Source organism: Paenibacillus sp. J22R67 (genome assembly GCF_059692175.1).
In genome coordinates, this window is sequence record NZ_JCAUAX010000003.1 from 201,120 (window position 1) to 214,906 (window position 13,787).

General features: G+C 47.5%; 9 protein-coding genes. All 9 read left to right on the forward strand.

Features of this window, described 5'->3' with window-relative positions; all coding sequences use genetic code 11:
• Positions 1 to 109 precede the first annotated feature (109 nt).
• The 9 genes from AC58VC_RS12950 to AC58VC_RS12990 all read left to right on the forward strand — a co-directional run bounded on the left by AC58VC_RS12950 (position 110) and on the right by AC58VC_RS12990 (position 13,754).
• Positions 110 to 709, forward strand: coding sequence for a carbohydrate ABC transporter permease (locus AC58VC_RS12950; protein WP_497369182.1), 600 nt, complete (start codon positions 110 to 112; stop codon positions 707 to 709).
• A 9-nt stretch (positions 710 to 718) separates the two neighbouring features.
• A complete protein-coding gene (locus tag AC58VC_RS12955; RefSeq protein WP_497369183.1) occupies positions 719 to 1,423 on the forward strand; it encodes a copper homeostasis protein CutC in 705 nt (234 codons plus the stop codon).
• The gene (locus tag AC58VC_RS12960) at positions 1,338 to 2,423 is read left to right on the forward strand and encodes an ROK family protein (RefSeq protein ID WP_497369184.1); all 1,086 of its coding nucleotides are present in this window, start codon (positions 1,338 to 1,340) and stop codon (positions 2,421 to 2,423) included. The genes AC58VC_RS12955 and AC58VC_RS12960 overlap by 86 nt, the downstream gene beginning before the upstream one ends.
• A 52-nt stretch (positions 2,424 to 2,475) precedes the next feature.
• A complete protein-coding gene (locus AC58VC_RS12965; protein WP_497369185.1) occupies positions 2,476 to 3,210 on the forward strand; it encodes a glucosamine-6-phosphate deaminase in 735 nt (244 codons plus the stop codon).
• Between the two features lie 417 nt (positions 3,211 to 3,627).
• Entirely contained in the window at positions 3,628 to 7,020 is a 3,393-nt protein-coding gene (locus AC58VC_RS12970) for a S8 family serine peptidase (RefSeq protein WP_497369186.1), read from the forward strand.
• A gap of 77 nt (positions 7,021 to 7,097) precedes the next feature.
• Positions 7,098 to 11,327, forward strand: a complete 4,230-nt coding sequence (locus AC58VC_RS12975; protein WP_497369187.1) for a S8 family serine peptidase — start codon at positions 7,098 to 7,100, stop codon at positions 11,325 to 11,327.
• Between the two features lie 202 nt (positions 11,328 to 11,529).
• Positions 11,530 to 12,312, forward strand: a complete 783-nt coding sequence (locus AC58VC_RS12980; protein WP_497369188.1) for an alpha/beta fold hydrolase — start codon at positions 11,530 to 11,532, stop codon at positions 12,310 to 12,312.
• A 252-nt stretch (positions 12,313 to 12,564) separates the two neighbouring features.
• On the forward strand, positions 12,565 to 13,488 hold the full coding sequence (locus tag AC58VC_RS12985; protein WP_497369189.1) for an NAD(P)/FAD-dependent oxidoreductase: 924 nt from the start codon (positions 12,565 to 12,567) through the stop codon (positions 13,486 to 13,488).
• Between the two features lie 26 nt (positions 13,489 to 13,514).
• On the forward strand, positions 13,515 to 13,754 hold the full coding sequence (locus tag AC58VC_RS12990) for a glutaredoxin family protein (RefSeq protein WP_127457915.1): 240 nt from the start codon (positions 13,515 to 13,517) through the stop codon (positions 13,752 to 13,754).
• The last annotated feature ends 33 nt before the right edge of the window (positions 13,755 to 13,787 follow it).

The window sequence follows — 13,787 nt, forward strand, 5'->3', positions numbered from 1 at the left end:
TAGCGGCCAATTGACTTTGTGGCCCAAAGCGCTTACGTTGGCAAACTATGTTGATACTCTGCAAAATACAAATTTCCCACGGTATTTATTGAACAGCTTTACAGTCAGTATGAGTAGTTCAATTCTGGTTCTGCTTGCTTCCATTTTGGGAGGATACAGTTTGGCCAGATATCAGTTTAAGGGTAAAAAATTTGTGCTCGTCTCCTTTTTGGCTACGCAAATGGTACCGGTTATGGTCATTCTAGTGCCTTTGTTTATTACCTTTAGCCAAATCCATTTATTGAATAAGCTGCCCGCATTGATTATTACGTACACGGCGATGAATATACCGTTTTGCTTGATTACGATGTCCAGTTTCTTTCAGCGTATTCCGGTTTCTTTGGAAGAAGCGGCCATGATTGATGGGTGCAACAAATTCCAGACGATGTCTAAGGTTGTTTTGCCGATGATGCAGCCGGGTATCGTGGCGACATTTGTGTTTGCTTTTATTGGCTCTTGGAACGATTTGTTCTTCGGCGTTATGTTCACAAACAGCGAATCTGCTAAGACGGTCCCTGTCGGTTTAAGCAGTTTTGTTCAAAAATTCGATATCAACTGGGGGCAAATGAGTGCGGCAGGCATCATATCACTCATTCCTGTCGTTATTATGTTTGCCATCGTGCAAAAATATATCGTTGCTGGTTTAACACAAGGTGCTGTGAAAGGTTAGGTGAAACATATGCTGCTCGAAGTTATTGCTACGAGTGTGAGGGACGTCATTGCAGCCGAACGGAGTGGTGCCGATCGGATCGAACTAATTACCGGTATGCTGGAAGGCGGACTTACCCCAAGTTATGGGCTTATCGAAGCAGCGGTTCAGGCTACCAAGCTTCCCGTTCAGGTTATGATCCGACCTCACTGCTATTCTTTCTGCTATGATCGTCTAGATGTTGCCGCCATGATTACGGACATCCGCATGGTCAAACAACTTGGGGCCGCTGGCGTAGTGTTTGGCGCGCTGACTGAAGACAAGTGTCTGGATTTGGAAGTGGTGGCGAGATTGTTGGAAGAAGCAGAGGGGCTTTCCGTTACCTTCCATCGTGCGTTCGACGAAGTCCGGGATGTTCAAGAAGCGCTAGATGAGCTAGATAAGTTCAAGCAATTCGATCGTATACTTACCTCGGGCGGCAAGTCCAATGTTCTAGATTCCGTCCAAGAGATGAAGCAACTGGTTGCCTGGAGTCAAAATACGTCCATACAGATTTTAGCGGGAAGCGGCCTAACGATTGCCTCTTTGCCTGCATTTGTAGCCGAAACAGGCGTTCAAGAGGTGCATTTCGGAAAAGGTGTACGAAAAAATGGCGATCCGCTTGGCCCAATCGATCCTGTTCGAATCCAACAGATTAAAGAACATAGGTACAAGTCTACCAAGACAGATGGATGAAGGAGCAACTATGACAATTGACGGGTACTTTTTAGGGATAGACATTGGTGGAACTAAAATGTTGGCTGCCTTGGTGGACGCCCAGGGGCACGTACTAATCAAAGATCAACAGCCTACCTTGGCGGTTGAAGGGGAGCATGAAGTCATTAGAAGACTGATTCATATGATTGAGTCGCTGCTGTCCTCTGTACCCAATCTTGATGCTCGCAGTATTTTAAGTCTAGGTATCGCTACTGCAGGTATACTTGATATGGATACGGGAACAATCGTTCTCTCGACAAATTTAGGCTGGAGGAATGTTGCCTTAGGGCTAATATTGGAACGGAAATTCGGCATTCCGGTTCGCTTAATCAATGACGCTAGTGCAGCGGCACTAGGGGAATGGCTCGTTGGTGCAGGCAAAGGAACAGAAGACTGTTTGTATGTAACCGTGTCCACCGGGATAGGAGGCGGTGTCATAAGTGGTGGCCACATGCTGCTGGGTGCTTCGAACAATGCAGCGGAGATCGGCCATATCAGCATTGATCGGAAAGGGCCAACATGCAAGTGCGGGAATAGAGGTTGTGTAGAAATGTATGCCTCCGGCAATTCAATAGCCCGTCTAGCCGCTGAAGATATCCTTGCCGACAAGCTGCAAACCGCGCCGCTGGCCGCCATGGCCGGACATGATCCGAAAAGGGTTACTGCGAAGCTTGTGGCGGAGGCCGCTTCAAGCGGTGACCCTTATTCCGTCTCTTTGATGAAAGAGGCAGGGGAAGCGCTTGGGGCGGCGATGGTGACCATTATTCATCTGTTCAATCCGGAAATCATCATTTTCGGTGGAGGTGTGTCACTAAGCGGGGATGTGCTTTTCGAGCCAATGTGGAACACGATTCAAAAACTTGGAATCGAAGATATGGTGAAAGATGTACAAATGACTCGCTCATCTCTCGGAGTAGATGCGGGGGCAGTTGGCGCTGCATTGTTATGGAAGTATGAAAATCAAGCCGTTACAATTTGAAATGGCAAAATTCAGTTTGCTAATTACATAAATGAAGGAGAGGAGAATTCGATTGAAAATTGAAGTATTACCGGCGGAAGCAATTAAAACTAGAGTTGCGGACCTGCTATCAGAACAGATCAAGCGTAATCCGAAATCGGTGCTTGGCATGACCACTGGCTCGTCACCTTTAAAATATGGGATCTATCAAGAGTGGATTCGTCGGGAGCGAGCAGGAGAGTTTTCCTTTCATGAAGCAAGATTCGTTAACCCTGATGAGTTGGTCGGCATTCCGGCTAATCATCCGGAAAGTTATCGAACCTACATGCAAGAGCATTTGTTTGGTCAACTTCAGACGCTTCGATACGAGCCGCAAATTCCCGATGGCAGTTCAACGGATCTGATGGCGGAATGCCTTAGATTTGATCAATTGTTGGCCGATCTAGGTTACGTTGATTGGCAGCTTATGGGGCTAGGCTTAAACGGGCATATTGCTTTTATCGAACCAAGTGATCATATACCGGCGAAAACCTATATTTCGCAATTGTTTGAAGAGAACAGACCTTCTCAATCGCCGCATTTTGGTTACGAGGAAGAGGTTCCCAAGCAATCGATAACGATTGGTTTGGAGGCCGTTATGAAAGCGCGGAACATCGTTCTGGTTGCTACAGGCGACAATAAAGCCGACATGGTGGCAAAAGCTTTTGCTGGGCCAATAACAACTAGCGTACCGGCGTCTTTCTTACAGCTGCATGCGAGTGCGACGATTATTCTCGATGCTGCGGCTGCTTCAAAAATCTTGTTGTGATGCCTTTGCCCAAAATATTACAAAAAAGCTAATGGAATCGTCCCTCAATCAGAGGGGCAGTCATTAGCTTTTTTGCATCCAGAAGGGATATGACAAGCTCTTATCTGTTCACGAGAAGAAAATCCTGAATCTCCTTCTCTAACTCTTAGATCTTAATTTTAATTAGATATGATGTTAACAAAAATAACACAATTATATCAATAGATTTGTATGTTATATTAGTTGACGTGTTTAATTGGAAGAATATATAATTTCATCAACATAATCTACTTATATTTGCTGTATAGCGAGTATTATTAATTTTATGTTAGTTTTTATGACATTAAATATGCGAAAGGGGGCGAATTAGAGCAGAGTACCCATTTTCAAATGCAATCCAGTTCAGAATCTATTAATCTGGTAGGAGGAGAAGCACACTTGAAGAGCCACTCGAAGAGCAAGCTGTTCACTACGTTGTTGTTATCTTTTATTTTAGTTTCTGGTGCTGTTGTTCCGAACCAAGGGCTTGTCCTTGCACAGGGAACCGATACTCCCGAAAAACTTCGCAAGACGAAGTGGGCGCACAACGGGAATCTAGCTGAGCCGATTATAGAAGTCCCGGAAGTACTTCCCGTGGAAACAAAACCGGTCCCTATCAGCCCTCGTAAGATGTCTAAAGCCGACAGCATTGTCGTGAAATACAAAGATGGAATGAAACCGATTTCTCTCGCTGCAACTTATGATTTAGCATCGGTACATACACTGCCGGCACTTGGTGCCGAGCTGATTAAACTACCAGAAGGTACGGATATCGACTCCATCCTCTTAAGGCTTAAGTCCGATCCAAGCGTTCTGTACGCGGAGCCGAACGGCCTGGTCTTCACATCCGATCCGGCGACATCTGGCGAAGGTGTCACAACGAATGTCTATTTCAGTCCTCCGTTCTATTCGCCACATCCTGTCACAACGGATGTCTATTCTAGCCCTCCATTTGCTTCGTCACACCCCGTCACATTTGATGTTTATTACAGCTCTCCATTCGTTTCGCCATACCTCACCTCGCAGGGGGCTAAGTTGGAGAACTTCATTCCGAACGACCCGTTGTTTCCAGAACAGTGGGGGCTGCACAATACGGGCAGTAGCAATGAAGATCCAGAAGGTTTAGAGGATATTGACATCAACGCGCCTGAGGCCTGGTCGATTATGAAAAAAGACAGCAAAGAATTAGTCGTGGCGGTGATCAGCGACGGTGTTGATATTAATCATCCGGATTTAGTGGAAAACATCTGGGCGAATCCCAAGGAGATCGCAGGCAACGGCATCGACGACGATGGTAACGGCTTTGTCGACGACGTCCACGGTTGGGACTTCTTTAACGATGACAACAACACTAACGACTTGATAGATCCACCCAATAACGGAACGGCGGTTGCAGGAACCATAGCCGCTTCCATGAACAACGCTATCGGTATCGCTGGGATCGCCCCGAATGTGAAAATATTACCGGTCAAGTCGCTTTCTTGGACGACTAAAAGTGGATACGCCAACCAAATCGCCGAAGGTATAGCTTACGCCGAGCGGATGGGTGCCGACATTGTTGTCCTGGATTTCTTTTATTATGAACACAGTGATTTGATCCTGGACACTCTTAAAGCATCCAATATATTATTCGTCGCGCCATCCGACAATCAAGGTAATGACATGGACATATATCCAGTCTATCCGGCATCCTACAACCTACCTAATCTGCTTACGGTCATGGGCATGCTTCGAAGTGGCTCCGTAATTACTAGTTACGGCAAAAAAAGCGTAAATATCGCTGCACCTGCAGCTTTCCAGGTGATAACTACCGTGCCTTCAGATAACCCTGCATATGCCGCGCAAATCGATACTGGTGTGTACAAGGCGATTTTTAACGGGATAGGCTTCGAAAATTTTAGTCCTCCTTTTCAAATGGATTCAGCCCGCATTGCGCTTGATTACTTAGCCGAGGGCTTCGATAAACCGTCCGTATTGCTCGTCCAGGACGACAATTCGGTAGGCGGCAAAGAATGGGAGCAGAGTCATCTGGAACAGTACATGAGTTTTCTACTGTCTGCTGGTTATGAGGCTAATAACATCCAAATCGTTAGTGTTCCTAAGAACGAGAGCGGCCCCTCTCTCTCGTCCATGAAACCGTACGATATTGTAGTGTGGTTTACCGGCGATGCTGATCCTCAAATAAGTCCAGAACCTAATGATCTCTCAATGCTGACCGAGTTCGACAAGGCGAACTTAACGGACTACCTGAATGCAGGCGGCAGGCTTCTCCTAACTGGCAGGAATGCGCTCTTCGGGAACGAAACGTCCTCTTTCGTTACTGACATGCTTCACTTGGACTACCTATCTGGATCGTTTGTCGGATTTTACGAATTGCTTGGCGGGTTAGGAACCATTTATGACGGTCAATCAACTCCAATGCCGGAAATCTATAATGGCGACGTGATCGCAGCAAGGGATTCATTCGCCCGGACCAACCTGTTGCTCAACAAACCGGACTATGATAATCACTCCTTTTTTAGCTCTGCGGCAATCGCGCACGCTGCCGGAGTTGCAGCCTTAGTGCTCGGCGCAAACCCTAAGTACGATGCAAAGATGGTTATTCAACGATTAATGAATAGCGGGAAGAAAGTCAGTTCCCTGCTTAATAAAAACATCTCTGGCAAGATGCTTGATGCTTATCGCGCGTTGTCTGACAAGGATATTCCAGGAACTCCGCTTCAGGTTCCAGAAGTGAGCGAACGCCTCGATGAAGCAGTCGATCCAGACCGCGTGTATGCGATAGAACTGAATGCGGGTGAAACAATTCAGGCAACGTTGACCGGGGAGGAAGGGACAGACTTTGATTTATACCTCTTTGATCCCTCCACCACTAGCGTCAACGGCAAAGCCGGTATTGTCGCCGCGTCCGAACATCCAGGAACATCTAACGAAGAACTTTCTTATTTGGTTAAGAAAACAGGCACTTATTATTTGAATGTCTATGCGTTCGCAGGATCGGGCAGCTACAAGCTGCGTCTACAGCACGGGAATACGTCTGGCACCTACGAAGAGAATTCAAACGCTGTGACTCTCGTTGGAGAATGGGGATCTGTAATAGATTCGAAATTGTCGGGTGGAAGTTCGAAGCGTCTTGATGCTCAGGGTTATGTCGAATTCACCTTTGAAGGCAGCTATGTGGAGTGGGTCGGGACCAAGAACGTCGAACAAGGGATCGCCAACGTCTATCTCGATGGCAAACTCGCTACCCCTGTATCCTTGTACAGCGAAACTGAATTGAAACAGCAAGTTCTCTTCAAGAAAGATGTCTTGTACGACAAGCATACGATCAAGATCGAATGGACGGGCAAGACCGATCCGAAGGCTCGGAAGAACGCTCCCGCATTCGTGAACGTCGACGCTTTCGTCGTCAAACATCTCATTCAAGATTCCGATATCTCTCAGGTGTTCTTCGACGGCACGTGGGCAAGGAGCTTTAGTTCATTATACTCGGGTCATTCCATCCAAACTTCCTATGCGAAAGACAGCTACAGCGAAATAACATTCGTCGGAACGAAAGTCCGCCTCCTCGCGCGGGTTGGCGGCAACAGTGGCATCGCGGATATCTATATCGACGGACAATTTGTTGAATCGGTGGACTTCTACCGGAAAACTCGGCAATATGAGGCCGTTATCTTCCAATCGGAACCGCTTTCCGAAGGGAAACATACGATCCGTGTCGTGAACAAAAGCGAGAAGCATATCGACTCCACTGGTACTGCCATCTCGATCGATGCATTCGAAATTGACTGATGATTCAATGCAAAAACGACAATCTCTAGGGAATGGGGAAACCGGACTTGAAGAACACCTATAAGCGCTTCCGCAAGATGTCATCCATAATCATCGCCTCAGCAATGTTGGCGAGCAGTCTTTTTCATTCAGCCAATCCCGTGGCAGCTAACTCTTCCCTAAATGGTCCACTTCCTGTGGTCGGCTCTGCGGCGGATCCTGATTTGAATTCGTTTCAAGAATTCAACTACGATTGGAAGAGAAGTCTAACTCAATTCTCCGAGGACCCGGCAAACATATTTATTTCACCTGACATTGACACATCCTCTACAGAACCTGTCAGCGTCATCATCCAATTGAGTGGACAGCCTGCTGCAGTCGGGAAATTCGCTGCGAGCAAGGGATATACCGCGTTGGCCGCTGAAGCTACTACGAAAGCGGTTCAGAATGAGCAAGCCGTATTCCTGAAAGCCGCTAAAACCGACGGATTGTCGCTGGACGTAGAATTTCAGTATAACCAAGTGCTGAACGGAATGGCTGTTACGTTGCCGGGCAGTCGTATCTCCAAACTGGCGAAGCTCTCTGGCGTGAAGGCGATTTATCCGAACCTGACCTACACGTCGAAGCCGATTCAAACATCCGATGTGGAGAAAGGCGACCCCCGGATCGATATGGTTCCTTTGCAACAGTTAGGCGTCGAATCCGCTTGGGCGGAAGGCTATACCGGCAAAGGGCTGAAGATCGGCGTTATTGATACGGGAATCGATTATTTACACCCCGATCTAAAAGACGCTTTTAAAGGTGGATACGATTCCTATTATAACGATGACGATCCCTATGAAGATCTCCCTGAATCAGGCGGCACGATGCATGGTACACATGTGTCCGGCACGATCGCGGGACGCGCCACGAATGACAAAGGTAGCTTTCTGCAAAAAGGCGTCGCATACGAATCGGACTTATACGTTTATAAAGTGTTGGGCGGTCCACAAGGCTATGGCACCTCTGCCATGATCGTTGACGGCATCGAGCACGCCGTAAAAGACGGCATGGACGTGATTAACCTATCGCTTGGTGACGACGGGTCGAGAGATCCTTACACTGCAGAGGCGATAGCCGTCAACAATGCTGCGCTAGCCGGCGTAATTCCAGTCCTTGCGGCGGGTAATGCCGCCATGGACGCGCCGTACTATTATTCTCTTGGCGCCCCTTCGACGGCAGAATTAGGCATCACGGTTGGTGCAGCAACCAGCCGGATCAACACCTACGAGACTGTTGCTACAAGCTCCTTGTCGGGCCAAGATTATACCCTTCGCGCGATGGCGTGGGAGCCCGGAAACACGGATTTCACCAAGATCCTCGGAACGGATCCAATCGAAGCCGTCTATCTCGGCTTTGGCGATGATGGGGGCGGCATGTATGTGGATTATGAAGGGAAAGACGTTGAGGGCAAAATCGTCATAGTGACGAGGACACATGTCGGCCAAAATCTTCCATTCGGCCAACAAATTATGAACGCTAAAGAACATGGAGCCAAGGCGATCGTCATATTCAACGGCACTACCAATGATAGAACGGATTTTTTTGGAGATAGAATCGTTAATTTGTCGGATTCGATTCCGGGCAGAGACGGCTTTATCGGGTACATGGGTTTCCAGGGCGAGTACTCCGATTCCATTCCCACCTTCGATATAGCGGGCAAAGAAGGCAGAGCATTGGTTCGAGCGATGATGAAGCAACCTGATGTACCAGTAACGCTAACCTTCGCCAAGTCCTTTGAGAAAGTCTCGCTGACAGGAGATGCGATAACGGAATTCAGCTCGCGCGGGCCGAACAACGACGGCAGATTCGGGATCAAGCCGGATGTTGTTGCGCCCGGACATCGTATTCGGTCGTCTATTCCCGCTTACGGGATTATTAATCCAGATGCCGATTACGCTGACGCTTACGACCGCGAAAGTGGAACTAGTATGGCTGCGCCGCATATCTCCGGCCTTGCCTTGCTGTTGAAGGACAAATTTCCGAATTGGATGCCCTCAGATGTTCGGGCGGCTTTGGCAAATACGTCCGATCTGTTGTCTGACGAGGACGGCACCCTATATGACACCTACTCGCAAGGTGCGGGACGCCCAGATATATCGAACGCACTTCACACCTCTGCTTTATTGAAGGCGCTTAATGAAATTAAAATATATGATAAGGAAATGAAACCTATCATTCTACCGAGCGAAGCTAGTAGTGTCTCGTTTGGAATCATTGATCCGACTGTCCGTGCCACTGCATCAAGTCCTCTTCAACTTAAAAGCGTTACCGATAAGCCTGTGACGTATACGGCCAGGGTAGGATTGCATGATGTGTTTACAAATAAGCCTGGTACGACTTCGAATCCGAATTGGGACGGCGTCTCTGTCAAGCTAACTGGTATTGACGCAGATGGCAAGGTTTCTGTCAACGCAGGAGAAATTCGAACCTTCACATTGTCCGTCGAAGTGAATCCGGACGCCAAGCAAGGGGTTTACGAAGGGGGCGTAATCTTGGAAAGCGCAGGAGTCCCTGCCTTGCACCTGCCATTCGTGTTTCATGTCGGGAAGCAGTCGATCCAGAACGAGAATGCAGTTAGCATTAGCGTCTCAAATCGGATCGTTTCGCCTCATGCACCGATCGATATTACCTTGAATCATAGGGGAGAGGGATTTAATAAACTCTTGCTCGATATCTACGGAAACGATGGCGAATATTATGGGCGGATTGCGGATTTTAATAGCGTGAAGAATGGCCTTCCAACATATCTTCAGAAAGGCGACTACGTCATTGAAGACTTCAATGGCAGCTACAGCCTAATGAGCGAACAGGAAAATGGTGAATCCGGCATCTTTAAACTTTCCACTTTGCCTGATGGTCAATATGTCTTAATAGCAATTACAGCGTCTGTCGTCTTCGGAAGTCCGACACAAATTCTTACCTCCAATATAACGATCAATGTAGACAACGATTATAAAGGTAACGGCGAGCAGCCGGGAGGCGAGAAACCACCGGTTAGTGATCCGGATGGCGAGGATCATCCCCCGGGAAGTTCTGGGACTACGTATATCCCAACTCCGGCGCCAAGTAAATTCAACGCTCAGGTAACGGCGTCGGTCGTAAAGGAATCGCAAACGTCGACTTGGCTGGACGCGAAGGCAAGCAAAGCCGACGGAGTTCTAACTGCAACCGTTAACGATGATGACCTTAGCAAAGCGCTCGAAGGCTTGACAGGACCGATCGCAATCATCACTGGCGTATCTGCGACAGAAACCAATAGGGCAGAGTTGAGATTTACGTCTGCTCAAGTGCAAAGCTTGGAAGCTGTGCCTGTGGGCAGTTCGGTTGTGTTCTCCTGGAACGACGCGTCCATCGCTCTCCAGACTTCAACGCTAAGCGGTGTTCCGGAGGGAGCGGGTCTCATAATTCGCATTAGGGAGGAAGGGGCGAGCGCCAAGCGCTTTGAAGCCTCATATCCGGAAGCTGAGGTTGTCGGCACGCCGATCGCCTTCGAAGCGAACGTCGTCATGGGCAACCGCGAAACTCCGATTCCACTTTCCACAAGTGAAAGGGTGGCACGCGCCTTCCTGGTCGGTGGAGACGTCAATGCAACGACAGCTGGTGCTTTGTATGAGGTAGGCGGCGTAGTCCATCCGGCGCCTGCAATCTTTAAGGCAGGTAAAGACGGCGGGACAATCATATCCATTACGCGGCCTGGCTTCTCGACACTTGCGGCAGCCGAACGAGACATCGCGTTTACGGATATCGAAGATTCATGGGCGAAGGAGTATATCCAGAAGCTCGCCGACAAATTCATGATGAATGGCGTAACAACCGACACGTTCGCCCCGATGAGCAGCGTCACTCGAGCTCAATTCACATCGATGTTGGTTAGAGCGCTCGGTCTGCCATCGACAGACAAGGAAGCTCCGTTCAAGGACGTGAGCAAGAGTGATTGGTTCGCCGACGAGGTTGCCTCCGCCCATGCGGTAGGCTTAGTGACAGGTTATGACGGAAGCTTTATGCCGAACGCGAATATCAGCCGCCAAGACCTGGCTGTCATGCTGAATCGCGCGCTAAAATTTCTTGATGCGAAACCTTTAACAAGAAGCGACATCGTCTATATAGATGCTGAGACATTCGGCGCTTATGCGAAAGGAGACATTCAAGCTGTCACTGACGCCGGTCTGATGGATGGAGTCGCAGACCAAGGCACCTACGCCTTTCATCCTGTTGAGGCAACGACGCGAGAAGCGGCCGCCAAGGTGTTGTACCAATTACTTAAAGTTTCAATACTTATAAACTGATCGTGAATATAAGGCTGTCTTATCATGAGATGTATCTCTTGATAGGACAGCCTTTGTAATATTAAGTTTTGATAAAATTATCAGAGCCTCATCTCACTCATCAAGAGCTTGATGCTTTGGTAAGGTGGGAGAACAGGTATATAGATATGAATGTTCAAATATACTTCTAAGGTGCCCTACTTTCATCTAAGGAGGAGACAACTTGGAATACTTTATCACAGTAGAACCTGGAGTACGGGTATTTGTGCAGGATTTAAATCCAATGGGGAAAAAGACGATCTTGTTTATTCACGGCTGGCCTTTAAGCCATAAACAATACGAATATCAATTTAATATTCTCCCGTCCATGAACATTCGGTGTATCGGCATGGACTGGCGAGGATTCGGTAATTCGGATAAGCCATTCGTTGGATACAGTTTGGATAGATTGGCGGATGACATTCGTGTCATTATCGAAACGTTGAAATTGAAAGACATAACGCTTGCGGGGCATTCCGCAGGCGGCGCGTTAGCAATTCGATACATGGCGAGACATCAAAGTTATGGTGTATCCAAACTTGTTCTTATTGACGCCCAGTCCCCCAGCTCTGTACCGCAACAAGATGCTAATATGTTCATTTCAGGAACGTTAACCGACCGCCCCAAAATGCTTGCCGGATTGCCCGATTCATTTTTTTTCAAACATATTACTGATCCCTTTGCCGAATGGTTCTTTCAAATTGGATTGCAAGGAGCAGGTTGGTCGACTGCAGCGGTTATGGTTACATTAAGAGACGAGAACGTTAGGAGCGATCTTGGACAAATACACGTGCCTACTTTAATTATTCACGGCGTCCATGATAAAGTCGTTCCGTTTGCCAATGCTCAGGAAACCAATAAACTCATTCGCAATTCAGTCCTCGTTCCGTTCCAATACAGCGGCCATGTTCCATTCCTGGACGAACGCGATTATTTTAACCGCCTCTTGATGCAATTTGTTGAATGATAATGGTATAGATATTATCGGCCTTAATAGACATTTTAATATTATGGAAAATGTTATTGGTAAGAACAAGTCATGTGCTGTTTAGGTGACTTGTTCTTTTTTTATTAAAGATGTTGTTATGAATGACGATTTCTTATTTATAATAATTATCAAAAAGTATTGACTTTCATTTAATTTTATTTATAATAATTATTATCTGATATCGATTATCAGTGGACAAGCAGTTGAGCGGATAAAAGGGGTGCAGCGGCGATGTATGATGTCATAATTATTGGAGCAGGACCGGCAGGAGCTTCAGCTGCCATATATACAGCTAGAGGAAACTTGAAGACGCTGGTGATTGACAAGGCACCGAACACGGGAGCTTTGGCCATCACGCACAAAATTGCAAATTACCCAGGTGTGACCGGGGAATTGTCTGGCAAGGATCTGCTGGATACGATGCGCGAGCAAGCAAAAGGCTTCGGCGCTGAATTTATTCAAACGACAATTACGGCTGTAGATGTGGAAGATGAGACGAAAGTCGTTTTTACGGCGGACGGTATGTATGAAGGCAAATCGATTATCATTGCAACGGGGTCCAAAGGGCGCAACCGAATGCTTCCTGGTGAAGAGAATTTGCTCGGGCGTGGCGTGAGTACTTGTGCAACGTGTGACGGAGCTTTTTTTGAAGGGAAAACGGTCGCTGTCATCGGTGATTCGGAAGAAGCGCTGGAAGAGGCTCATGCACTCAGCAAGTTTGCGGAAAAAATCCACTTCGTGGTACCTCGCCCCGAGCTGCAAGGCGTTCATCATACCCCGGAGATCCCGGGAACAGACATCCTCTATAAAGCCAAACCGCTTGAAGTGCTTGGCACCAATAAGGTAGAGGGGCTGCGCATTCGCACAGGTGTAGGTACGGAGCAAGTTCTTGAGGTGGACGGCGTTTTCGTCTTCCTATCAGGCAGCAAGCCTGGGACAGACTTCCTGCAGGGCCAAGTTCCGCTGGATGAAGAGGGCTTTATGATTCTCGATAGCTCGATGCAATCATCGGTTCCAGGCGTTTTCGGCGCAGGAGAAGTTAGACGCACACCTGTTAAACAAGCGGTCGTTGCGGCAGCGGACGGGGCCATTGCGGCCATGGCCGTTGATAAATTTATTAATAAACGGGCTCAATTGATCCCGCAATATAAATAATCTTAACCCCTAGGAGATGAAATCATATGTCTAACGTTATTGTTTATTCAAGCACGAATTGCCCTTATTGCCAGCAGTTAAAAAAATACTTAACCGATCAGCAAGTTGCCTATGAAGAAAGAAATATTGATTTAAATGATCAATATGGTCAAGAGCTTCATGATATGGGCATGATGTCGTTGCCGGTAACGGTGATTGGCGAGCACAAAATTTTGGGTCTCAATGTGACCAAACTCAAAAAAGCTTTGGCTGAAGTAACTGTCTAACGAATAAAAAATAGAGATAGATAGAGGAGAGAG